Source organism: Clostridium sp. B9 (assembly GCF_050509515.1).
In the GTDB taxonomy this organism is placed as follows: Bacteria; Bacillota; Clostridia; order Clostridiales; family Clostridiaceae; genus Sarcina.
In genome coordinates, this window is record NZ_JBNWKA010000003.1 from 2,746,597 (window position 1) to 2,771,342 (window position 24,746).

A 24,746-nucleotide genomic window follows, 5' to 3' on the forward strand; every position below is an offset into this window, starting at 1 on the left:
TCCTTTTAGGATACGTTTACATTTAGACAGTTAACGTTTTCCTTTATCTAATAATATTCTCTATAAACATTTAAAATCCTTCTTATTATAAAAAATTTTTTAAAACATTTTACAATAAGAAAACTCTACTGAGTTAATTCAGTAGAGTTAATTAAAAAAATACATTTTGTAAACAAAATGTATTTTATATATTCATTTATTTAGCATAGTCAACTGCACGTGTTTCTCTAATAACATTTATCTTGATTTGACCTGGATACTCTAATTGTTCCTCTATATTCTTAACAATATTTCTCGCCATTTCAATTGCACCTGCATCATCAACTTGATCTGGTTTAACCATAATTCTGATTTCTCTTCCAGCTTGAATGGCATATGACTTTTCTACACCTTCATATGAAGTAGCTATTTCTTCTAATTTCTCTAATCTCTTAATGTAAGCTTCTAAAGTTTCTCTTCTTGCTCCAGGTCTAGCTGCTGATATAGCATCTGCTGCTTGAACAAGTATAGCTTCAAGAGTTTGCATTTCTTCATCTCCATGATGCGCACCTATTGCATTTACAACTGCTGGTGACTCATGATATTTCTTTGCAAGCTCTCCACCAATAACAGCATGAGGACCCTCATACTCTTGGTCAACGCCTTTACCTATATCATGTAAAAGACCTGCTCTTCTCGCAAGGTTAACGTCTAATCCTAATTCAGATGCCATTAATCCCGCTAAGTATGAAACCTCTATGGAATGTTTTAAAACATTTTGACCATAACTTGTTCTGTACTTTAGTCTTCCTAGAAGCTTAATTATTTCTGGATGTAATCCATGAACACCAGTTTCGAAGGTTGCTTGTTCTCCCTCTTCCTTAATGTCATTTTCTACATCTTTCATAGCTCTTTCTACCATTTCTTCAATTCTAGCTGGATGAATTCTTCCATCTACAATTAATTTTTCTAAAGCTATTCTTGCAACTTCTCTTCTTATTGGATCGAAGCTTGAAAGAATAACAGCTTCTGGAGTATCATCAATTATTAAATCAACTCCTGTTAATGTTTCTAATGTTCTAATGTTTCTACCTTCTCTACCGATGATTCTTCCTTTCATCTCATCGTTAGGTAAAGCAACAACATGCACTGTAGTTTCAGAAACATGGTCTGCTGCACATCTTTGAATAGCAGTAGTTATTATTTCCCTTGATTTCTTATCAGCTTCTTCTTTGGCCTTAGTCTCAAGTTCTTTGATCAGCATAGCTGATTCATGTTTTATTTCTTTTCTTACTTCATCTAATAACAATGTTCTTGCATCTTCACTTGAAAGATTTGATATTCTCTCAAGTTCAGCTCTCTGTTCACTGTATAAACTTTGCACACGCTCTTCAAGTCCTTGAATCTCTATAGATTTTCTGCTCATGCTTTCTTCTTTCTTTTCAAGCATTTCACTTTTTTTATCTAATGACTCTTCCCTTTGGATAAGTCTTCTTTCAAATCTTTGAATCTCATTTCTTCTGTCACGAGTTTCTTTATCAAGATCTGCTCTTAGTTTGTGTACCTCTTCCTTTGCTTCTAATATGGCCTCTTTCTTAGTAGATTCAGCTGTTCTTTTTGCCTCCTCTAGAGTAGCACTTGCTTCTCTTTCTAAGCCTTCAACCTTATTTTTTGAAGCTTTTTGTATAAGAGTATATTGGATAAATCCTAAAACCCCTAATATTATTATAATCACAAGTATTTCTACTACCATATAAACACCTCCTCGCTTATTCTCTATATATAACAACAGTCGCGTAGAAAGGTGTCATACTATTCGCACTGTAATTTCTTGAATATGATAAACCAGTATTTGTTATTATTGTATAGTAATTTTATTCTTATGTCAAGATAAGCCCCTGCGTATATTATATGCTTAAAAAGCTGAAATATTCTTGATTTTACATAGTTATTGTGGGCTTTTAAGCATATTTGTTTATGATAAATAAATATAAAGTTTTATTTAATGTTAACATATTCATTTTTATTAAAAACCACTCAATTATTCCAATAAAATCTTAAATATTAGGAAACAAAAAAAAAGACAAGGATATCCTTGCCTTTTTGTTTGTTTTTACTCTGCACTCTCTTCAGTAACAGCCGCTACTTCTACAGCTTTAGCTAGAGGAAGACTATGCTTTTCTCTTATTTGGTTTTCTATATCTAATGCAACTGCTGGATTTTCTTTTAGGTATTGCTTAGCATTTTCTCTACCTTGGCCTAATCTTATATCTCCGTATGAGAACCAAGCTCCACTCTTTTGAACGATGTTCTCTTTTACTCCAACGTCAACTATATTACCTTCTTTTGATATTCCTTCATTATACATGATATCAAATTCAGCTTGCTTAAATGGAGGAGCAACTTTATTCTTAACAATTTTAACTCTTGTTCTGTTACCAGTTATTCCATCACCTTGTTTAATTGAATCTATTCTTCTTATATCCATTCTCACTGAAGCATAGAACTTAAGAGCTCTACCACCTGGTGTTGTTTCTGGATTTCCGAACATTATACCTACTTTTTCTCTTAACTGGTTGATGAATACTACAACACAGTTAGACTTATTTATTGTACCAGTTAACTTTCTTAAAGCTTGAGACATTAATCTAGCTTGAAGACCTACATGTGAATCTCCCATTTCTCCTTCAATCTCAGCTCTTGGAACTAAAGCAGCAACTGAGTCAACAACTAATACATCTATAGCACCTGATCTAACTAAAGCTTCTGTTATTTCTAAAGCTTGTTCTCCTGTATCTGGTTGTGAAACTACTAAGTCATCTATATTAACACCTAATCTTCTTGCATATACTGGGTCTAAAGCATGCTCAGCATCTATATATGCAGCGCTTCCCCCTAATTTTTGAGCCTCAGCAACTATATGTAAAGCTACTGTTGTTTTACCTGAACTCTCTGGTCCATATATTTCAACTATTCTTCCTCTTGGTACCCCACCAATTCCTAAAGCTATATCTAAATCTAAACATCCAGTTGAAACAGCATCCATTTGAGGAGCGCTTTGCTCTCCAAGCTTCATTACTGATCCTTTACCAAATTGCTTCTCTATTTGACCCATAGCCATCTCAATAGCTTTTAATTTATCTTTATCTATATTTGCCATAAGTAACCTCCTTAAATAACCGAACATAAGTTCTACTATTATTATAATATATAGAAAAAAAAAGTCAATATTAACATGAAGCTCAAAATCAAACTTCATGTTTTAATATTTGACTATTATTTTACTTTTTAAACATTTATTTGTAAGTATTTATTACATTTTTGTTTTTTACAAAGTAATCTATTCCTGATAATATCGTTATAATTACAGCTAAATACAAAAATATGTCAGGAACATATGTGAAGAAATTAGTTAAGAAACTGCTTTCTACTACTAATTCTTTTATTCCAGGTGAATTAATTATATTAACTTGTAATAATAATAAGATTATAGTTATTATTTGAATTACAGTTTTAATTTTTCCCCACCAACTAGCAGCAATTACTTTTCCTTCTGATGCTGCTATAGTTCTTAATCCTGATACAGCAAACTCTCTAGCTATTATTACAACTGCTGCCCATGAAGGTATTAATTGTAATTCAACTAAAGATATTAAAGCTGACGTCACTAATAATTTATCTGCTAATGGATCCATAAATTTACCAAAATTAGTTACTTCATTTCTTGATCTTGCAATATATCCATCTAACTGATCAGTAATAGATGCTATTATAAATATCAGTGTAGCAATTATACTACCATATGGTAAATTTTGAAAAGCAATAAATATTAGAAATACAGGCACTAAAATTATTCTAATTAAAGTTAATTTATTTGCCAAATTCATTGCATACAACTCCCACTAAATCATATTCTAAAGCTTTTTCAATCTTAACTTTGCAGAATTCATCTTTTTTAGCTCCATTACCCTTTACAAAAACATTACCATCTATATCAGGAGCCATTTCATAACTTCTTCCTACATAATATTCTCCATTGAATCTTTCTATAAGAACTTCGTACTCTCTTCCAACTTTGCTCTTATTAACTTCTTCTGAAACATCCTTTTGAAGTAACATTATTTCTTCTTCTCTTGCTTTTTTAACTTCTTCATCTATTTGATCTTCCATTATAGCCGCAGGTGTTCCTTCTTCTCTTGAATAAGTGAAAACTCCAACCTTATCTAATTTTATTGTCTTTATGAAGTCTTTTAATTCATTGAAATCTTCTTCTGACTCTCCTGGGAAACCAACTATTAAAGAAGTTCTTAAAACTATATTAGGTATATTTTCTCTTAAGTTATTAATCTTACCTATTATTTCTTCTTTAGTTGTTTTTCTACCCATTCTTTTTAAAACATTATTGCTTATATGTTGTATTGGTAAATCAAGATAGTTGCATACCTTGTCATTTGAAGCTATCTCTTGAACTAATTCATCATATATAGCTTCTGGATAACAATAAAGTATTCTTATCCACTTGATGCCTTCTATCTTAGCTAACTCTCTTAAAACTATGTGAAGTCTTTTTTCTCCGTATATATCTATACCATAGTTAGTTGTATCTTGAGCTATTAATATTAACTCCTTAACTCCACTCTCCGCTAATCTCTTAGCCTCTTTAACTATTCCTTCTAAAGCTCTACTTCTGAATTTCCCTCTAATTTTCGGAATTATACAGTAAGTGCAGAAATTATCACAACCTTCTGCAATTCTTAAATACGCAGTCTTCTTATCTGTTGTTATCAACCTTAAGCCTTCATTTATTGAAGTATCACTATAGTTAGTTACGGTTACTTTCTTCTTACCGTTTATGAAATTCATTATAGCTTCATTTATTTTAGCGTAATCATTAACACCTAGCATTATATCTATCTCAGGCATTAACTCTAGTAATTCATCGCCATATCTCTGAGTTAAGCATCCTGTAGCTATAAGTAGCTTACAGTTGTGACTTGTTTTGTATTTTGCCATATCTAATATTGTATTTATTGATTCTTGTTTAGCTTTTTCAATAAATCCACAAGTGTTTACTATTATTATGTCAGCTTCCTTTGGATTGTTTGTAAGTTCATACTCATTTTGAACCATACCAAGCATGATCTCTGAGTCTACTCTATTCTTATCACAACCTAAACTCACCATTCCTACTTTATATTTTGCCAAATCTACTTCCTCCTACGTTTAAATATATATTTCTTATTTTAAATCTCTTTTTAAAATTAAACAAGTTTTTATTTCATATTTTCTAATTCATCTTTACTTATTAGAATTTGTCTTGGCTTACTTCCCTCTCTTCTAGAAATAACTCCACATTCTTCTAATTCTTCTATTATTCTTGCCGCTCTATTAAATCCTATTCTTAATCTTCTCTGTAAATATGATGCAGAAGCTTGCCCACTTTCAACAACTATACCTATAGCTTCATCTAAAAGCTCATCTCTATCACCTTCACTACCCTCTGATGAAACTGATGCTGAATTTATATGTTCTAATATATCTTCTTCGTACTTAGCATCATTTTGAGACTCTTTTATAAATGATACAACATGCTCTACTTCTTCTTCTGATATAAATGCACCTTGAACCCTTTGAGGTTTAGATTCACCAACAGGGTAGAATAACATGTCTCCTCTTCCTAGAAGCTTTTCTGCTCCAGCTGAGTCTAATATTGTTCTTGAGTCAATTTGGCTTGAAACTGCAAATGATATTCTTGAAGGTATATTAGCTTTAATTACTCCTGTGATTACATCTACAGAAGGTCTTTGTGTTGCTATTACTAGGTGCATACCAGCTGCTCTAGCCATCTGAGCTAACCTACATATATAATCCTCAACATCATGCGGACATGCCATCATAAGGTCAGCAAGCTCATCTACTATTATTACTACATATGGAAGTTTCTCTGGAACCTCTCCTTTAGTAAACAATGCATTATATGATTCAATATTTCTTACTCCATTATCAGCAAAAAGCTTATATCTTCTAGTCATTTCATTAACTGCCCAGTTTAATGCCGCTGCTGCCTTTTTAGGCTCTGTAACTACTGGTATTAATAAGTGTGGTATTCCATTATAAACATTTAATTCAACAACCTTTGGGTCTACCATTAAAAGCTTAACCTCATCAGGTGAATATTTATATAAAATACTTACAATTAAAGTATTTATGCATACACTCTTACCAGAACCAGTTGCCCCTGCAATAAGAACGTGTGGCATCTTACTTAAATCTGTAACTACTGACTTACCTGTGATATCTTTTCCTAATGCACAGGCTACTTTAAATTTATTATCTATAAATTCTTTTGACTCAACTATTTCTCTAAAGAATACTGGTGTTTGCTCCTTATTAGGAACCTCTATACCTATAGCTGCCTTTCCTGGTATAGGAGCTTCTATCCTTACCCCCTTAGCCGCTAATCCTAAAGCTATATCATCCGACAAGTTAACTATTTTACTAACCTTTATTCCAGCCTTAGGCTGAAGTTCAAATCTAGTAACAGATGGCCCTTTAGTAACTTGAAGTATTTTTGCCTCTACTCCAAAACTCATAAGAGTCTCTTCCAGCTTAGCTGCATTAGCCAATAAAGCCTTCTTATCATCTTTATCTAGTTCATTATCATCATTAAAATTTAATAAATCAGCCTTTGGAGCTACATAACTGGCCCCAACAGAAGCTTTTCCAGACATGTTGCTAGCTATTTCATCATTTATTCCTGCTTTAGCTTCTTCTTCTAAATTAAAACCGTTTTGTTCTATCCTAGTATTGTCTAAACTTAAATCTCTAGGCATTTTACTTTCTTGCTTAAATTGATTAACTTTTATCTCATCATTAACCTTTGGATTATTTGTTTCTTCTTTTACATCATTTAAAGATGAATTCTTCATAAAATCTAATATTTTTATTTTATTATCATCATCTTTGACATCACTTTTATTTTCATTTCCCTTGATATCTTTATTTTTAGAAGGAGCCTTCTCCTTACTATTATTGATATTTATATAATCATCTTCTTTGTTTTTCTTATCCATAAACTTAACATCTGAAACTCTTTCCTTAAATCCACCAAGGAAATTTTTTATTGAAACTAAGTTATAATCAAATATAAGCATTGAAGATATTAAATATAAAGTTATGAAAATAAGAAAAAGTCCTATCTTACCTACTAATTTGAATAAAGGTAATACTATTAAAAATCCTACTATTCCTCCATGCCATTCACTTGATGAATTCCATATTTGCTTCATTGACCCCCATATACTACCTTGCACATAGTAATCATTTATATTTACCGTTTGAATAAGTAACACAGTTGTTATCAAAGCTATTGTTATACCTAGTCCAACCCTTGAAAATAAAACTTCCTTTTTAAATAAGAAAAGTTTTGTACATAAAAATATTATGTAAATCGGAATAACAAAAGCTCCAACCCCGAAAAATCCTATTAATAAAGTTCTTGATATAACACTTAAATATCCAGCCTTATCTGTATATAAACTAAACATAACTATTAAAGATACACATATAGCTACCAATGCATATATTTCTTCATTAACTTTTACTTGGCTTTGATTTTTCTTTTTTTGACTCTTAGTTGTGGTCTTTTTCTTTCCCCCAGCCATATTTAAATAAATCACCTCACCTATTTTATATTTTAAGTGGTAAAATACTTATACCAAAAAATATTATATACATAAAAGAGTATGAATTGTCAAAATATTTTTAAATTACATAAATAGAACCATAGAGATTCTATGGTTCTATTTCATTATCCTTTATTAAGCTATTTAACTTATCTAGTGACTCTTTAACTCCACCAACTTCGTTTATTAATCCACACTCTACAGCTTCTTCTCCAACTAATATTGTTCCCATATCATTTAAAAGCTCATCTGTTTGCATCATCATTTCTTTTAAAACTTCTAACTTTATTCCTGATGTTCTTATAATAAAATCATTTATTCTTTCTTGCATTTTATTGAAGTATTTAAATGTTTGAGGAACTCCTATTACAAGTCCATTCATTCTTATAGGGTGTATAATCATAGTTGCTGATGGCGATATAAAGGAGTATTGTGAAGCTGTTGCTAATGGAACACCTATTGAATGCCCTCCACCAATAACCAATGATACAGTAGGCTTTTTAAGACTTCTAATCATCTCAGCAATCGCAAGCCCAGCTTCTACGTCTCCACCTACAGTATTTAAAACAAATAATATACCTTTTATCTTATCATTTTGCTCTAAATCTATGAGTTGAGGAATCATATGCTCATACTTTGTAGTTTTGGTTTGTGGTGGTTGAACACTGTGTCCTTCTATTTGCCCTATTATTGTGAGAACTTGTATTCCATTGTCCTTTTTCTTTTCTTCAGGCAAAACTGCTCCAACCTCTTTTATTTCTTCTATACTCTTATTCTTATTTTTTTCATCTTTATTTTCATTTTCTTTATTATGTTCCATGTGTATCCCTCCTTATGCTAATGTTATTTTGCACAAGAAGAAAATTTATATACATTATTTCATAAATGCTCTATGAAGTGCCTTTATAGCGTCATTGACATTCTTAGTTTCAACAAGACACCATATAGTCATATGAGAGTCTGCAGTTTGTAACACTTCTATATTTTCTGTGTCTAAAGCACCAACAATCTTAGCCATTACTCCAGGTATCCCTCTCATTCTTGAACCAACTATAGCAATAGTACTTAACTCCTCAACTATAGTGTAATTTAAGTTGCACTCTTTCATGATATTTTGGAATAAATCCTTAACTTCAGCATCTATAGTAAACACTTTTTCCTTAGGGAATATATTAATTAAATCTAAACTAATTTTGTTATTAGCTAATATCTCTAATACAGTTTTATAATTATCATTTCCTTGATTTTCAGCAGATTTTATTGAAACTTGTATTCTGTCTGCTTGATGTGTAATTCCAGTTATAAATCTAGAATCACTTATATCTCCTAAGTTATCAATTATTGTACCTTCACATGAGTTCATAGTATTCTTAATAACCAAAGAAACATTTCCTCTCATAGCTATTTCTACAGCTCTTGGATGTATAACTTTAGCTCCTTGATCAGCTAATTGGAATACTTCATTGTAGCTTATTTTATTTATAAGCTCAGCCTCTGTAACGATTCTTGGGTCAGCAGTCATTATACCATCTACATCAGTGTATATTTCCACTTCTTCTGCCTTTAAAGCAACTCCTAAAACAGCGGCAGTGGTATCACTTCCCCCTCTTCCTAAAGTAGTTAAGAATCCATTTCTATCTACTCCTTGGAATCCAGCTACTACTGGAACTTTTCCTTCCTTGATTATCTCAAGAATAAGTTTTGGATTTATATCTATAAAATCTGCGCTTGAATAGTTATCATCTGTAAGTATTCCTGCATTCCCACCTGTTAATGGTATTGCATCTATTCCTACTGATTTTAATTCATCACACATTACAACAGTACTTATTATCTCTCCACACCCCATAAGTAGGTCTGTAGCTAATTTATTTTCTTTTTTAAACTCTTCTGAAACTAACCCTAATAAAGTATCAGTTGCATAAGAGTCTTTTTTTCTTCCCATAGCAGATACAACAACTACTGGTGCAAATCCATTACTTATTGCGTCTTTTACTTTTCCTACAACCATTTCTCTTCTTTCTTTAGTTGATACAGAAGTACCCCCAAATTTTTGTACTACTATTTTCAAAATCCCCACGCTCCTATAGCTTTGTTTTTCTTATCATTTCACTGTCAACATCTAATATTATGGTTTTAGCTCCTATTCTTTTTACATTCTCCCACTCAATTTCTAAGTATTCTTCTGAATTAAAAAGATTAAACTTACCTCCACCTAAATTAACTATTAAATATTTCAGTTTGCCCTCTTCATCTATAATAACATCATTATTTATAAGTCCGCTATATTTTTCACCATCATTTATATTTATAATTTCATATCTTTCTATTTCACTTAAATATTTAACATTATTACTCATAAAACATACCTCCTACTATTCTATTAAAATACTAAATAATATGTTAAAGAAAGACTCTTTATTCATATTATCTTGAAAGAGGTAGGCTTTATGAATAAGAATAAAAATAAAAAGGCAATAAAATTGCCTTTTTTCTATTGCTCTTTATTCTCTTCTTCAGCTTCTTTTATTGCATCTTTTCTTGAAAGATTTATTCTACCTTGAGAATCTATTTCTGTTACCTTAACTAGTATCTCATCTCCAACAGATACTATATCTTCAACCTTTTCAACTCTCTTATTATCTAACTTAGAAATGTGAACTAATCCCTCTTTGTTAGGTAATACTTCAACAAAAGCACCAAACTGAGCAATCTTTGTAACTTTACCTAAGTAAATTTCTCCTGCTTTAACTTCTTTAGTTAAGCCTTCGATTATCTTTATAGCTTCTTTAACGCCTTCTGACTCAGGTGATGAAACATAAACTAATCCATCTTCTTTAATGTCTATCTTAACGCCTGTATCAGCTATAATTTTATTTATAACTTTTCCACCAGCACCAATTACATCTCTGATTTTCTCAGGATCTATTTGTAATGTTGATGTCTTAGGAGCATACTCAGAAACTTCTTCTCTAGGAGCTGGTATGCACTCTTTTATTTTATCTAAAATCATTAATCTTGCTTTTCTAGCACCATATATAGCATCGTGTATAACTTTCTCTGAAAGTCCTGCTATTTTAGTATCAACCTGAATTGAAGTGATTCCTTCTTCTGTTCCAGCTACTTTAAAGTCCATATCTCCGAAGAAATCTTCTAAGCCTTGTATATCAGTTATAACTTCTTCTTCTGATAAGTCTTTTGAAGTTATTAATCCCATAGCTATACCAGCTGCCGGTCTCTTTATTGGAACACCTGCATCTAAAAGAGCTAATGTACTTCCACAAACTGAGGCCTGTGAAGTTGATCCATTTGAACTTAAAACTTCTGATACTAATCTTATAGTATATGGGAACTCAGTTTCTGAAGGTATAAGTGGTTCTAAAGCTCTTTCAGCTAAAGCTCCGTGACCAATTTCTCTTCTTCCTGGTCCTCTTAATGGTCTAACTTCTCCTACTGAGTAAGCTGGGAAGTTATAGTGATGCATGTATCTTTTTGATTCCTCTTCACCAATACCATCTAATATTTGAATTTCGCTCACTGATCCTAATGTTGCAACAGTCATTACTTGTGTAAGTCCTCTTGTAAATACACCAGTTCCATGAGTTCTTGGAAGTATTCCAACTTCACAACCAATTTGTCTTACTTCATCAAATGCTCTTCCATCAGGTCTTTTACCTTCTTTTAAAAGCATGTGTCTTACAACTTCTTTTTGCATGTCGTAAACAACTTCACCAATGTCAGACATATTATCTGGGAATCTCTCAGCGAACTCTTCATTTATTTTATTTTTAACTTCATCCATAGCAGCATTTCTTTCATCTCTGTCAGTAATGTGCATAGTTTCAGTAATCATTTCAGTAGCAAATTCTCTTACTGCTTCTGATATTTCCTCAGAAACCTTATGTAACTCTGGTACTTTTTTCTCTTTACCAAACATTTTTATAGCTTCTTCTTGGAATTTAATTATATCTTGACCCTTATCAAAACCAAATTTGATAGCGTTGATCATTGTTTCTTCTGGGATTTCATCTCCGCCAGCTTCAATCATCATAACTCTTTCTTTAGTTGAACAAACAGTTAATTGAAGTGTACTTTCTTCTCTTTGTTTTGAAGTAGGATTTAATATGAACTCTCCGTCAATTAATCCAACTTGAACTGTAGCTACTGGAGTTGTGAAAGGTATGCTTGATAAACATAATGCCATAGACGCAGCATTTGTAGCTAATATTTCTGGAAGATTATCATCTTCTACAGAAACAACAGTACATACTACTTGAACATCATTTCTATATCCTTTTGGGAATAAAGGTCTTAAAGGTCTGTCAATCGCTCTACCATTTAGTATAGCTTTTTCTGAAGGTCTTCCTTCTCTCTTTATAAATCCACCTGGTATTTTACCAACTGAATATAATCTTTCTTCATATTCAACACTTAGTGGGAAAAAGTCAATCCCATCTCTTGGTTTTTCTGATGCATTTACGTTTGTTAATATTACTGTATCACCATAACTCATTAAAATAGCTGCATCTGAAAGCATTCCTAGTTTTCCGAACTCAACCTTCATTGGTCTTCCCGCTATCATAACTTCATGTGTATGATTCATATAAATACCTCCTCTCGGTATATAAAAACTAAAATTTTACAATATTAATATTTTTAAAATAATAGAGCGGTAAAAACCCGCTCTACTAAATTATCTTCTTAAACCTAATTCTTTGATTATAGCTCTGTATCTTTCGATATCTTGCTCATATAAGTAGTTTAATAAACCTCTTCTTTGTCCAACCATCATTAAAAGACCTCTTCTTGAGTGGTGGTCTTTTTTGTGTGTTCTTAAGTGATCAGTTAAAGAGTTTATTCTCTCTGTTAATAACGCGATTTGAACCTCTGGTGAACCAGTGTCTCCTTCGTGTCTTGCGTGCTTAGCTATTATTTCTTGTTTTCTCATTTTATCCATTGAGTTACACCTCCGAAAAATTATCCCCTAGTTCCAAGAAAAAAGACGGTTACCCTTTAATCTTAGAGTTAGGTTCTATATGATTATATCAAAACTCGCTTTTCTTGTAAATCTTTATTACAAAGAAATTTTTATGTCACTTTTTTCCGCGAAGTTTTTATCTTTTATTAATTGTTGCTTTAGTTCATCTAGAGAATTAAATTTTTTCTCATCTCTAATTTTTTCTATGAAATAAAGCTTTATTATTTTACCATATATATCTTCATCAAAATTTAATATGTGAGTTTCTACTGTTATATTCTTACCATTTACAGTCGGATTATTCCCAACAGAGGTTATTCCTTTATAAATTTCTCCATCTATTTCCACATTAGTATAGTAAACTCCAATTTTAGGTAATATAACCCTATCATCAATCTTCATATTAGCAGTTGGAAAATTTATTGTTCTTCCAATTCTTTTTCCTCCTACTACCTCACCCTGTAAATCAAAATATCTATCTAACATCTTAGTAGCATCCTTTAACTCTCCACTTAATAATGATTTTCTTATTCTAGTTGAACTAACAACCTCATCTTTGTAGGTAAATGGCTCTATTATGTAAAGCTCTATTCCTTTTAAATCAGTTATTTTTTTTAAAAGTTCAACATCTCCCTTGTTTTTGTGGCCAAATCTATAATTAAAACCAACTATTATTCCTTTTACATTATAATCCTCAACAAGATTATTTATAAACTCTTCAGGCTCTAGCTTCATAAATTCTTTATTAAACTCAACAAAAGCACTTAAATCTATACCTAGATTTTCAAGAGTTTTTATTTTTTCATCTAAAGTCATTATAAGTTTTGGAGCATTCCCCTTATTTATAAGAGTTCTTGGATGATTTTTAAAAGTATAAACCATGCTTAATGCATTATTTTCCTTAGCTAACTCAATACTTCTATTTATTAAAGCTAAATGACCCTTATGAATTCCATCAAAACTTCCTAATGCTACATAGGTGTTCTTTTGTACTATCCTCTTAAAATCATTATTAATTAAAATCATTGACTACTCCTCTATTAGTAATTTCTCTAATTTAAATCCTTCTTTATCCCTTTTACCAAGTCCTAAGAATAAACCACTTTCCTCATAAACTCTATAAAGAGTATCAAAAGCAATTTCAGAATTATATATTCTGTTATCAAAGACTTTAACACCATTTCTTAAAAGCTTACCATATTTCTGATTTACAACCATCTTTTCAAAAGAATCTAAAGCATCCTCTATAGATATTAGATATTTCTCTAATAACTCTTCAGTTAAATCATCTATATTTATTGCCTCTTCCTTCGTAAATGGTCCATTTTGTATTCTCTCTAATGCAGTCATTGTTGCACCTACATTAAGCTTCTCTCCAATATCATAACAAAGACTTCTTATATAAGTTCCCTTTGAACAACAAACATCCATTTGAATATTATCAACTGATTCAATATTAATATTTTCTATATAATGAATAGTTACTTTCCTAGCTTCTCTATGAACCTCAATCCCCTGGCGAGCTAGTTCATACAATCTTACTCCATTTTGCTTTAAAGCTGAATACATTGGAGGAACTTGATCTATTGTCCCTAAAAAAGAGTTTATACATTCCATTATCTCTTCTTTAGTTATATGTGAAGCATCCTTAGTTTCCAACACTTTTCCTTCCAAGTCATATGTATCAGTAACAATTCCAAGTTTTAGATTAACTCTATAAACTTTTTTATTCTCCATTATATAATCTATAATCTTTGTAGCTTTTCCAAGACAAACCGGAAGAACCCCTGATGCCTCTGGATCTAGAGTTCCTGTATGCCCAACTTTTTTCATCTTAGCCACTTTTCTTACTCTGGCTACAACATCAAATGAAGTCATTCCCGTATTTTTATATATGTTAATTACTCCATTCATCTATTACACCATCTCTTTTTTTAATATTTCTAAAATTTGCTTTTCAGCTTCTTCTATAGTTACACCTTTTATGAAAGCTCCTGCTGCCTTTGTATGGCCACCACCACCAAAATTCTCAGCAATACTTCTAACATCTAATGTATCCTTTGATCTAAAACTAACCTTTACACCTTCGTCAACCTCTTTAAGAAGTATACAACCTTCAACTCCTTTTATCTGGTTTCCTAAAGATACAACATCAGAACTATTTTGAACTTCTTCACCTATTGAATCTAGCATTTCTTTAGTTATTCTCATAAGAACTACTTTGTTATCACAAACTAACTTCATATCACCTAAAACTAAAGCCATTAATTTCATTTTTACAAAAGGCTTATTATCAAATATATTTCTATGAACCTCATCATGTTTTATATAAGTAACTAAATCTCCTGCAACTATATGAGTTCTTTCAGTTGAATTAGAATATCTAAAAGAGCCTGTATCTGTTACTAAAGAAGTATATAGACATTTAGCTATATCTGAAGTCATTTCAACATTCATTTCTTTTAATAACATATATATTATCTCAGCTGTAGCAGCTGCTTCTGTATCAACATAATTAACAACACCATACTTATCATTTGATAAATGATGGTCTATATTCATTATATCTCCTTTAAATTCACTTAAGTCTGCGGAAATTCTCTCTACATTTCCACAATCTAAAACTATAACACAGTCAGTATCTTCTGATGGCTTAACAACTTCTCCAGTTATTTCCTCTGAATATGGTAGGAAGCCTAGGTTATCTGAGACTAGGTCTTTTGAGATAACATAAGCTTCTTTACCATAATTTCTGATGCCTTGAAGTAGTCCTAATACACTACCTAAGGCATCACCATCTGGAGATACATGATATGTTATACCAATTTTTTTGCTTTTATCTATAATTGATATTACATCATGAAATCTCATTTTTATTTCTCCTTGATTTGGTTTAGCAATGATTCTATGTACATTGCATTATTTATAGAATTATCTTCTTCAAATAATATTTCAGGAGTAACTCTTAGCTTAACTCTATTTCCAACTTCTCTTCTTATGAAGCCAGCTGAACTTTTTAGAGCTTTTAAGCTTTCCTCTTTTTCTTCTTCATTTTTAGCGAATAGGCTAACAAAAACTTTAGCGTATCTTAAATCTTTAGTAACCTCAACTTGAGTTACACTTACCATAGCTGTTAGTCTAGGGTCTTTTATCTGATTTCTTATGATATCACTTATTTCTTTTCTTACTTCTTCGTTAATTCTTTTTCCTCTGAAGTTAGCCATAGGAATCACCTCTTTATAAAATTAAAGTTCTTTTCTTACGATAGCTTCCATAGTATATGCTTCTATGATATCGCCTTCTTTGATATCGTTGAACTTCTCTACGCTAAATCCACATTCGTATCCTGCATTTACTTCTTTAACATCATCTTTAAATCTCTTTAATGATGCTAATTTAGATTCGAATATTACGATACCTTCTCTTATTACTCTTACATCAGCGTTTCTAACTAATTTACCAGTTAATACATATCCACCAGCAATAGTTCCAACGTTTGATATTTTGTAAGTAGCTCTGATTTCTGCAGTTCCTAATACAACTTCTTTGTACTCTGGCTCTAACATACCTATCATAGCTGATTTTATATCCTCTATAGCATCGTAGATTATTCTATAAGTTTTAACTTCAACGCCATCCTTCTCAGCTGCAGTTACTGCATTGTTGTCTGGTCTTACGTTAAATCCAATAACTATAGCATTAGATGCAGCAGCTAGAGTGATATCTGTTTCACTTATAGCTCCAACAGCACCATGGATAACTCTTACTTTTACATCATCAGTTGATAATTTTTCTAATGATGCTTTTATAGCCTCAACTGAACCTTGAACGTCAGCCTTAACGATAACTGAAAGTTCTTTAACTGAACCTTCTTTAATTTGGCTATATAAATCTTCTAATGAAACTCTATGTGAAGTAGCAAAGTTTTCTTGTCTTAATTTTTCTTTTCTAGCTTCAGCCATGTTTCTAGCAGTCTTTTCATCTTTAACTACTGTGAATCTATCTCCAGCAGCAGGTACTTCTGAAAGACCTAATATTTCAACTGGGATTGATGGTCCAGCTGATTTTATTTTGTTACCAGCATCATCAAACATAGCTCTTAATCTTCCATAAGTTGAACCAACTACTATTGAATCTCCCATGTTTAATGTACCATTTTGAACTAATAATGTAGCAACTGCTCCTCTACCTTTATCAAGTTTAGCTTCAACAACTGTACCTTTAGCTCTTCTACTAGCATCTGCTTTTAATTCTTGCATTTCTGAAGTTATAAGAACCATTTCTAGTAAAGTATCTATATTTTCTTGAGTTTTAGCTGAAACTGGTACTGCAATTATATCTCCACCCCAGTCTTCAACAACTAATCCATGCTCAGTTAACTCTTGTTTAACTCTATCTGGGTTAGCACCTTCTCTATCCATCTTGTTGATAGCTACTATCATTGGAACTCCAGCAGCTTTACAGTGGTTTATAGCTTCTACAGTTTGCGGCATTATTCCGTCATCAGCAGCAACAACTAAGATAACTACGTCTGTTATTTGTGCTCCTCTAGCTCTCATAGCTGTGAAAGCTTCATGTCCTGGAGTATCTAAGAATGTTAAAGTTTCTCCATTAACATCAACAGTGTAAGCACCTATATGTTGAGTAATTCCACCAGCCTCAGTACTTGTTACTTTTGCTTTTCTTATAGCATCAAGTAATGAAGTCTTACCATGGTCAACGTGACCCATAACTGTTATGATAGGTGGTCTCTTAGCTAAATTTTCTTCTTCTACTTCTAAGTCTTCTTCGAATTCTTCTAAAGTATTTTCTTCCTCTTTTTCATAAGCTGCAACTTCATACTTTTCAGCAACTTTCTCAGCTGTTTCAAAGTCGATTTCTTGGTTTATAGCAGCCATTACTCCTGTGAAGATAAGAGTTTTTATAACATCATTAACTGGTTTATTTAACTTCTCAGCTAATTCTTTAACTGTTATAGTTTTTCCGATTTCGATAACTTCAACAGTTTGATCCATTGAATCATCTTCATCACCTTTTTTTCTCTTCTTCTTCTTCTTAGCAGCATTATTTACTTCTTCAGCAAGCTCAGCTTCATATTCTTCAACTAACTCACTTTTTCCTTCACTACCAGCTAAAAGTTCTTTTATTAATGCAGCATCTTCGTCCTCTATAACGCTCATGTGGTTTTTAACCTCAACGCCGAACTCATCCATTAATACATTTATAAGAACTTTACTTGGAACTCTTAACTCTTTTGCCAATTCATAAACTCTTATTTTTGACATATATTCACCCCCGAAAAATTTTAGATGAACTAATTATTATTAGAATATGATAAAAGTTTTTTTGCCATATTCTCATCAGTTACTCCTAGTATATTAATTTCATATCTACCAATACTATATCCTAATTCTTCTTTTGAAAAACTATCAATGTATGGTATGTTGTACTGTTCACAGTACTTTATAAACTTCTCTTTTGAACGGCTTGAAATATTATCTGAAAATATAAAAAGATATATCTTGCTTCTTTTTATTTCTTCCTCACATTTATTATAACCTTCCAAAAGTTTTCCTGCTCTTTTTGCAAGTCCTAAAAAATTAAGAAATTTATTCATTTATCTCATCTCTCAATCTGTCGTAGACTTCATTGTCTATATTAGTTTGAAGATTTTTATTTAATCTTCTTGCTTTAAATGCCTTTTCTAAGCATTCTGTATCTTTACAAATGTAAGCCCCTCTACCTGACTTTTTACCAGTTAAATCTACTGAAACTTCACCTTCAGCATTTTTAACAACTCTAATCATTTCTTTCTTAGGCTTCATTTCCATGCAACCATTGCACATTCTCATTGGAATTTTTTTTGGCTTCATCTTGTCACCTCCAAAGTGTAGAAAAATTTTATTCTTCTACTATTACCTCTTCTTCAACAACAACAGGCTCTTCGTTTAATAATTCCTCAGCTGCTAATTCTTCCGCTTTTGATTTACTCTTTATGTCAATCTTCCATCCAGTTAATTTAGCTGCTAATCTAACATTTTGTCCTTCTTTACCTATAGCTAATGATAATTGATTATCTTCAACTATAACCTTAGCTGATTTAGTTTCCTCATCAGCTTCTACATTTATAACCTTAGCTGGGCTTAAAGCATTTGATATATAATCTCCTGGAACACTGCTCCACTTAATTATATCAATCTTTTCGTTTTTAAGTTCATCAACTATGTTTTGAACTCTAACACCTTTAGGTCCAACACAAGCTCCCATAGCATCTACAGATTCATCATTTGAGAATACTGCTATCTTAGTTCTTGAACCAGCTTCTCTAGCTATGCTCTTAACTTCTACTATTCCTTCATATATTTCTGGAACTTCTAGTTCGAATAATCTCTTAACTAATCCTGGATGTGTTCTTGAACATAAAACTGAAGCACCTTTTGATGTTTTCTTAACTTCTACTACATATAATTGTAATTTTTCATTGAAGTTATACTTCTCTGTAGGCATTTGTTCGTTTGGTCCTAAAACACCTTCTATTTTTCCTAAATCAACAAATACATTACCTTTATCTTTTCTTATTACTGTACCAGGTAATATGTCGAATTCTTTTTCTGCAAACTCTGAGTATATTACATTTCTCTCAGACTCTTTTATTCTTTGAATAACCATTTGCTTAGCTAATTGAGCTGCAACTCTTCCAAAGTTCTTTGGAGTTACCTCTATTTCAACTATATCATCTAATTGATATATAGGATTTAATGCTTTAGCATCCTCTAAGCTTATTTCTGTTACATCATCATAAACTTCGTCAACTACAACTTTTTGAGCGTAAACATGTATTTCACCTGATTTTTCATCACGCTTTACTTTTACATTCTGTGCAGTTGTACCTGAGTTTGAAAAGTTTTTCTTGTATGCTGCTATTATAGCATCATCTATAGTTTCTAATAAAGCCTCTACTGAAATACCTTTCTCTTTTACTATTTCAGTTAATGCCCCTAGAAATTCTTCATTCATTTTTAAACCCTCCTTAATTATATCTCCCCTTCAAGGTTAGCTGTCTTAATTTTATCTTTAGGAACTTTTACATCATTTCCTTCAAATTCAACTATTATATCGTCTTCTTGTACATCTTTAAGAATACCTTTTACGTTTTTTCTTCCACTTAAAGAACTCTTAAATCCAACGAAAACTTCACTTCCAATGAATCTATTAAAATGATCATCAGTATGTAACTTTCTGTTTAATCCTGGTGATGAAACCTCTAAGAAGTAAGCATCCTTTATTGGATCCTCTACATCAAGCATATCACTTAATCCTCTACTTACTACTTCACAATCTCTTAGAGAAATTCTATCCTCTGGCTTTTCTATATATATTCTTAAATAGTATTCATTGTTCTCTTTTACATATTCAACATGATATAAATCATATCCTTTTTCTTTAACTATAGGAGCACAAAGTGCTTCAAGATCAGCTACAAGTTGCTCTTTTTTCATATTACTTCCCTCCCTTATTAAGTTTTAAGTCTTATCTTTATTGTATCCAATAAAGCAAATACCTATTAACTTATATAATAATAGGTATGCAAAAACGCAACTTTTTTCTAAGTTGCGTTACAAATAGAAAGAGCGGGCTTTTCTGTCCCACTCCTTTACTTCAAACTATTAGTAAAAACTTTATACTACTATAGTAACATAGTATATTTTATATTACAAGATTTTTTTAAGTTTAGCCAAATAAACTAAGCTGGTTGCTTTCTTGCATTCCTTCTAAGCATCCGTGATGATCTAAAGTTTCTATAACAGTTTTTGAAACTTTAGATCTAAGTCTTAAATCTTCCTTAGAAATAAACTCTCCATTAACTCTACATTCAACAATACTTTTTGCAGCATTATCTCCAACACCTTGAAGTGCATTTAGAGGAGGTCTTATCCCTTCTTCTTCAATTTTAAACTTAGTTGCTTCTGATTTATATAAATCAACTTTTAAGAATTTGAATCCTCTTTTATTCATTTCATAAGAAATTTCTAAAATAGTTAAAAGCCCTTTTTCCTTTACAGATATATTATTACCTAAAGCATTTAACTCTTCCATCTTAGCTCTTATTGCCTGCTCACCCTTACATATTAAATCAGCATCAAAATCATCTGCTCTAACTGTAAAGTATGTAGTGTAATAAGCTTGTGGATAATAAACTTTGAAGTACGCTATTCTAACAGCCATCATAACATATGCAACAGCATGCCCCTTTGGGAACATGTATTTGATTCTTTTACAAGATTCAATGTACCAATCTGGAACTTGTTTTTCTCTCATTAAAGCTTCATCATCTTCACTAAGGCCTTTTCCTTTTCTTACTTTCTCCATTATTGTGAAGGCAGTCTTTGGTGGTAAATCCTTATACATTAGATAAACCATGATATCGTCTCTTGTTGCGATACAGTCTTTCAGTGTTGTATAACCTTCTTTTATGAAGTACTGTGCATTATTAAGCCAAACATCAGTACCGTGAGAAAGTCCTGATATTCTCACAAGGTCAGCAAAACTCTTTGGCTGAGTGTCAACAAGCATCTGTCTAACGAATTTAGTACCGAACTCAGGAAGCCCATAACTACCAACTTCACATCCTAATTCTTCTTTAGTAACGCCTAGAGCATCTGGTGATGTAAACAAACTTATAACCTTAGGGTCATTTAAAGGTATTGTTTTAGGATCTAATCCTGTTAAGTCCTGAAGCATTCTAAGAACGGTAGGGTCGTCGTGTCCAAGTATATCAAGTTTAAGAAGTCTACCACTTATTGAGTGGTAATCAAAGTGAGTAGTTATAATATCTGTGTTAACATCATCAGCGGGATGCTGAATCGGACAGAAATTATATATTTCATTATCACTAGGTACAACCATTATTCCACCAGGATGCTGACCACTAGTTCTCTTTATTCCTGTACACCCAATTGTAAGTCTTTCTATTTCAGCTTGTGATACTACAATATCTCTTTCTTGAAGATATTTTTTAACATATCCATAAGCAGTTTTTTCAGCTACTGTACCTATAGTACCAGCCTTAAATACATATCCTTTTCCGAAAAGAACCTCTGTGTACTTATGTACAACAGCTTGGTATTCTCCAGAGAAGTTAAGGTCGATATCTGGCTCCTTATCTCCTTCAAACCCTAGAAAAGTTTCGAATGGTATATCATGACCATCTTTAATATATTTAGTTCCGCAATCTGGGCAATCTTTATCAGGTAAATCTGCGCCTGAACTTATAGAACCATCTAAGAAGAACTCAGATTTCTTACAATTTGGACAAACATAATGAGGCGGCAATCCATTAACCTCTGTTATATCTGACATTGTCGCAACGAAGGATGAACCAACTGATCCTCTAGAACCAACTAAATATCCATCTTCTAGAGACTTGGCAACTAGTTTTTGAGCTATCAGGTAAAGAACGGCGTATCCATTGTTTATAATAGAATTCAACTCTTTATCAAGTCTCTTTTGAACAACCTCTGGAAGGTTATCCCCATATATGCTATGAACCTTATTAAGCGTCATATTTCTTATATCATCTTCTGCTCCTTCAATCTTTGGAGGGAATGTTTCATTTGGTATCGGTTTAACTACTTCAACCATATCAGCAATCTTTTGAGTATTTTCAATTACAACTTCTTTACAAGCCTCTTCTCCTAAATACTCAAATTCTTTTAACATTTCATTAGTTGTTCTAAAGTATAGTGGCGGTTGATTATCTGCATCACCATATCCTTGACCAGCCATTATTATTCTTCTAAACACTTCATCATTAGGATCTAAAAAGTGACAATCACAAGTAGCAACTACTGGTTTATCCATTTCTTTTCCTAAGTTATATATCTTTCTATTTAACTCTTCAAGCTCAGCTTCATCTTTTACATTGCCTTTTCTTATAAGGAATTCATTATTTTGTATTGGCTGAATTTCTAAGTAATCATAAAATGATGCTATTTCCTTCAATTCTTCATTTGTCTTACCTTCTAAAACAGCCTTATATAGTTGTCCTGCCTCACAAGCTGAACCTATTATTAATCCTTCTCTATATTCAGCTATAATACTCTTTGGAAGTCTTGGTCTTCTTGCAAAATAATCTAAGTGAGCCATAGAAACAAGTTTATAAAGATTCTTAATTCCAATTTGATTCTTAGCTAGAATTATTATGTGATGAAGAGGTAATTTTCTTACATCTATATTGGATAAATACTTCTCATTTAATGCCTTAACATCATGAATATCCATCTCTTCCTTCATCTTTTTAAAGGAAATCTTTAATATTTCAGCAGTAGCTGCAGCATCATCAACAGCTCTGTGGTGATTCTCTAAATTTATTCCTAAATGTTTAGCTACAAGGTTTAATTTTACCTTTTTCAAATCTGGATAAAGATATCTTGCTAAAGGAACAGTATCCATAACTGGATTTTCAAGTTCTCTCCCCATATCTGCTAAGTTTTTCTTTATAAATCCAACATCAAAAGCTGCATTGTGTGCTACTAATACTGCATCACCAACAAACTCCATGAACTTCGGTAAAACTTCATCTATGGTAGGCTGACCATCAACCATATTTTGAGTTATACTAGTAAGCTCTGTTATCTTATATGGTACTAACACCTTTGGATCTACAAAGGAACTAAAAGTATCTACTATCTCTCCATCTTTTAATTTAACGGCACCTATCTCTATAATCTTGTCATTTTTACTTGAGAACCCTGTAGTCTCTATATCAAATACTATGTATTCATCATCAAAGCTTTCATCATGTCCATTTATAACTATAGGAGTTCCATTGTCAGCTAAATATCCTTCAACTCCATATATAACTTTTATTCCATTTTTCTTAGCTGCTATCTGAGCATCTGGAAATGCCTGAACTACTCCATGATCTGTTATAGCTACAGCCTTATGACCAAATTTAGCAGCTCTTTCCACTATCTTACTTGCTGATGTTACAGCATCCATTGAACTCATTGTTGTATGCATATGAAGTTCAACTCTCTTTTCCTCAGCAGTATCCATTCTTTCAATTTTAGTTAGCTTATTTATATCTCTAGCCATTATTACAACTTCCTTAGCATAAGGGTCCAGTGTAGCTTCCCCTCTTACTTTGCAATAAAGACCTTTCTTAACATTTTCTAAAACATGTTCCTTATCCTTATCCCTCAAGAAACATTTAACAGCTATGGAACTTGTATAATCTGTTATAAAGAATGTAAGTATTATTCTTCCTGTCTTAGTTTCAAATATTTCAGTTTTAAATACATCTCCAGTAACAGTTACTATTCCAGAACCCATATCAATCTTACAAATTTCTATGCTATCACCTTGAATATTTCTTCCAAGAATAGTATTTTCATTTTTAGGTTCATCTTTATATGATTTTTTCTCATATCCACCCTTAGCTTTAGGTCTGTTTTCTGAACTCTCTTTCTTAGTAGCCTTTGATTGAGCTGCCTGAGATTTCATAGTTTCTATAACCTTTTTAGCTATCTCTTTGTTTTCATTCAACTTTTCTTCATGATAGTTCTTATTTGTAAGTTCCTCATCAAATTTAAACTCTATAATAGAATCAATTCCAAAGAAAGATTTTATATATCCTTTAATCTCTCTGTCAATTCCTTTTCTATTAACTAAGTTATTTAAGAACTCAGAACCATTTCTTATTATAATTCTTTCTCCCTCAACTACTCTAGGCGATTCTAAAAGTATCCCCTTCAGCACAGGATGGTTGTTTAACACTTTCTCACAAACATGTTCCCAATGCTTATCAACAACTTCCTTAACACTTATATCAGAAATATCTATGTAATACATAATTTCTATATTTATATCAAATCCTATTGCCTTTTTTATATATTGCTTAATAAGATTCTTCTGTTCTTCTGATAATTGTTCTTTACTTTTTATTAAAGTTCTTAATGAATTACTCTTCTTTAGTAGCTGAAACTTAGTTATTTCAAATTCTAAGTCGCTAAGATTATCATCTGATTTTATAGCTCTATTAATTTTTTTAACAAACTCATTACTCAAAATCTAAGCCTCCTATTCTTTTCTCTATATACGAC

Annotated in this window: 20 protein-coding genes; all 20 read right to left on the reverse strand. The window is 31.8% G+C overall.

All coding sequences use genetic code 11. From position 1 onward, the window contains the following. Positions 1-196: 196 nt before the first annotated feature. Positions 197-1,732 carry a ribonuclease Y gene (gene rny, locus ACQZHJ_RS12040; RefSeq protein WP_430485800.1) on the reverse strand — a complete coding sequence of 512 codons (1,536 nt, stop codon included), beginning with the start codon at positions 1,730-1,732 and terminating at the stop codon, positions 197-199. 360 nt (positions 1,733-2,092) lie between these two features. Next, entirely contained in the window at positions 2,093-3,139 is a 1,047-nt protein-coding gene (recA, locus tag ACQZHJ_RS12045; protein WP_430485801.1) for a recombinase RecA, read from the reverse strand. A gap of 136 nt (positions 3,140-3,275) precedes the next feature. Continuing rightward, positions 3,276-3,866, reverse strand: coding sequence for a CDP-diacylglycerol--glycerol-3-phosphate 3-phosphatidyltransferase (gene pgsA, locus ACQZHJ_RS12050; RefSeq protein WP_430485802.1), 591 nt, complete (start codon positions 3,864-3,866; stop codon positions 3,276-3,278). After that, on the reverse strand, positions 3,850-5,184 hold the full coding sequence (gene rimO, locus ACQZHJ_RS12055) for a 30S ribosomal protein S12 methylthiotransferase RimO (RefSeq protein WP_430485803.1): 1,335 nt from the start codon (positions 5,182-5,184) through the stop codon (positions 3,850-3,852). The genes pgsA and rimO overlap by 17 nt, the downstream gene beginning before the upstream one ends. A gap of 68 nt (positions 5,185-5,252) precedes the next feature. Beyond that, a complete protein-coding gene (locus tag ACQZHJ_RS12060) occupies positions 5,253-7,643 on the reverse strand; it encodes a DNA translocase FtsK (RefSeq protein WP_430485804.1) in 2,391 nt (796 codons plus the stop codon). Positions 7,644-7,773: 130 nt separating this feature from the next. Next, entirely contained in the window at positions 7,774-8,484 is a 711-nt protein-coding gene (locus ACQZHJ_RS12065) for a ClpP family protease (protein WP_430485805.1), read from the reverse strand. Positions 8,485-8,538: 54 nt separating this feature from the next. Then, positions 8,539-9,735, reverse strand: a complete 1,197-nt coding sequence (gene dapG / locus ACQZHJ_RS12070; RefSeq protein WP_430485806.1) for an aspartate kinase — start codon at positions 9,733-9,735, stop codon at positions 8,539-8,541. 13 nt (positions 9,736-9,748) lie between these two features. Continuing rightward, entirely contained in the window at positions 9,749-10,024 is a 276-nt protein-coding gene (locus ACQZHJ_RS12075) for a YlmC/YmxH family sporulation protein (protein WP_430485807.1), read from the reverse strand. A gap of 134 nt (positions 10,025-10,158) precedes the next feature. Beyond that, on the reverse strand, positions 10,159-12,267 hold the full coding sequence (locus ACQZHJ_RS12080) for a polyribonucleotide nucleotidyltransferase (protein WP_430485808.1): 2,109 nt from the start codon (positions 12,265-12,267) through the stop codon (positions 10,159-10,161). A gap of 90 nt (positions 12,268-12,357) precedes the next feature. Next, entirely contained in the window at positions 12,358-12,621 is a 264-nt protein-coding gene (rpsO, locus tag ACQZHJ_RS12085) for a 30S ribosomal protein S15 (protein ID WP_322502685.1), read from the reverse strand. 117 nt (positions 12,622-12,738) lie between these two features. Further along, positions 12,739-13,668: a bifunctional riboflavin kinase/FAD synthetase gene (locus ACQZHJ_RS12090; protein WP_430485809.1), complete on the reverse strand. Its 930-nt coding sequence runs from the start codon at positions 13,666-13,668 to the stop codon at positions 12,739-12,741. 3 nt (positions 13,669-13,671) lie between these two features. Continuing rightward, positions 13,672-14,556, reverse strand: coding sequence for a tRNA pseudouridine(55) synthase TruB (gene truB / locus ACQZHJ_RS12095; RefSeq protein WP_430485810.1), 885 nt, complete (start codon positions 14,554-14,556; stop codon positions 13,672-13,674). A 3-nt stretch (positions 14,557-14,559) separates the two neighbouring features. Next, entirely contained in the window at positions 14,560-15,513 is a 954-nt protein-coding gene (locus ACQZHJ_RS12100) for a DHH family phosphoesterase (RefSeq protein ID WP_430485811.1), read from the reverse strand. Positions 15,514-15,515: 2 nt separating this feature from the next. Next, the gene (gene rbfA / locus ACQZHJ_RS12105) at positions 15,516-15,866 is read right to left on the reverse strand and encodes a 30S ribosome-binding factor RbfA (RefSeq protein WP_430485812.1); all 351 of its coding nucleotides are present in this window, start codon (positions 15,864-15,866) and stop codon (positions 15,516-15,518) included. A gap of 21 nt (positions 15,867-15,887) precedes the next feature. Further along, entirely contained in the window at positions 15,888-17,927 is a 2,040-nt protein-coding gene (infB, locus tag ACQZHJ_RS12110; protein ID WP_430485813.1) for a translation initiation factor IF-2, read from the reverse strand. A gap of 29 nt (positions 17,928-17,956) precedes the next feature. Continuing rightward, the gene (locus tag ACQZHJ_RS12115; protein WP_430485814.1) at positions 17,957-18,259 is read right to left on the reverse strand and encodes a ribosomal L7Ae/L30e/S12e/Gadd45 family protein; all 303 of its coding nucleotides are present in this window, start codon (positions 18,257-18,259) and stop codon (positions 17,957-17,959) included. Beyond that, positions 18,252-18,515 carry an RNase P modulator RnpM gene (gene rnpM / locus ACQZHJ_RS12120; RefSeq protein WP_430485815.1) on the reverse strand — a complete coding sequence of 88 codons (264 nt, stop codon included), beginning with the start codon at positions 18,513-18,515 and terminating at the stop codon, positions 18,252-18,254. Before rnpM ends, ACQZHJ_RS12115 begins: the two co-directional genes overlap by 8 nt. Positions 18,516-18,543: 28 nt before the next feature. Further along, positions 18,544-19,659, reverse strand: coding sequence for a transcription termination factor NusA (nusA, locus tag ACQZHJ_RS12125; RefSeq protein ID WP_430485816.1), 1,116 nt, complete (start codon positions 19,657-19,659; stop codon positions 18,544-18,546). Positions 19,660-19,676: 17 nt separating this feature from the next. Continuing rightward, the gene (gene rimP / locus ACQZHJ_RS12130; protein WP_430485817.1) at positions 19,677-20,141 is read right to left on the reverse strand and encodes a ribosome maturation factor RimP; all 465 of its coding nucleotides are present in this window, start codon (positions 20,139-20,141) and stop codon (positions 19,677-19,679) included. A 232-nt stretch (positions 20,142-20,373) separates the two neighbouring features. Then, positions 20,374-24,711: a PolC-type DNA polymerase III gene (locus ACQZHJ_RS12135; RefSeq protein WP_430485818.1), complete on the reverse strand. Its 4,338-nt coding sequence runs from the start codon at positions 24,709-24,711 to the stop codon at positions 20,374-20,376. Positions 24,712-24,746: the final 35 nt, after the last annotated feature.

Coding starts and splice junctions, on each gene's coding strand:
- nusA (WP_430485816.1), bottom strand. CDS start 19,659: ATGAATGAAGAATTTCTAGGGGCATTAACTGAAATAGTAAAAGAGAAA.
- ACQZHJ_RS12065 (WP_430485805.1), bottom strand. CDS start 8,484: ATGGAACATAATAAAGAAAATGAAAATAAAGATGAAAAAAATAAGAAT.
- rimP (WP_430485817.1), bottom strand. CDS start 20,141: ATGAAAAAAGAGCAACTTGTAGCTGATCTTGAAGCACTTTGTGCTCCT.
- ACQZHJ_RS12060 (WP_430485804.1), bottom strand. CDS start 7,643: ATGGCTGGGGGAAAGAAAAAGACCACAACTAAGAGTCAAAAAAAGAAA.
- rnpM (WP_430485815.1), bottom strand. CDS start 18,515: ATGAAGCCAAAAAAAATTCCAATGAGAATGTGCAATGGTTGCATGGAA.
- truB (WP_430485810.1), bottom strand. CDS start 14,556: ATGAATGGAGTAATTAACATATATAAAAATACGGGAATGACTTCATTT.
- ACQZHJ_RS12100 (WP_430485811.1), bottom strand. CDS start 15,513: ATGAGATTTCATGATGTAATATCAATTATAGATAAAAGCAAAAAAATT.
- ACQZHJ_RS12075 (WP_430485807.1), bottom strand. CDS start 10,024: ATGAGTAATAATGTTAAATATTTAAGTGAAATAGAAAGATATGAAATT.
- ACQZHJ_RS12115 (WP_430485814.1), bottom strand. CDS start 18,259: ATGAATAAATTTCTTAATTTTTTAGGACTTGCAAAAAGAGCAGGAAAA.
- recA (WP_430485801.1), bottom strand. CDS start 3,139: ATGGCAAATATAGATAAAGATAAATTAAAAGCTATTGAGATGGCTATG.
- rny (WP_430485800.1), bottom strand. CDS start 1,732: ATGGTAGTAGAAATACTTGTGATTATAATAATATTAGGGGTTTTAGGA.
- ACQZHJ_RS12080 (WP_430485808.1), bottom strand. CDS start 12,267: ATGAATCATACACATGAAGTTATGATAGCGGGAAGACCAATGAAGGTT.
- rpsO (WP_322502685.1), bottom strand. CDS start 12,621: ATGGATAAAATGAGAAAACAAGAAATAATAGCTAAGCACGCAAGACAC.
- rbfA (WP_430485812.1), bottom strand. CDS start 15,866: ATGGCTAACTTCAGAGGAAAAAGAATTAACGAAGAAGTAAGAAAAGAA.
- infB (WP_430485813.1), bottom strand. CDS start 17,927: ATGTCAAAAATAAGAGTTTATGAATTGGCAAAAGAGTTAAGAGTTCCA.
- ACQZHJ_RS12090 (WP_430485809.1), bottom strand. CDS start 13,668: ATGATTTTAATTAATAATGATTTTAAGAGGATAGTACAAAAGAACACC.
- pgsA (WP_430485802.1), bottom strand. CDS start 3,866: ATGAATTTGGCAAATAAATTAACTTTAATTAGAATAATTTTAGTGCCT.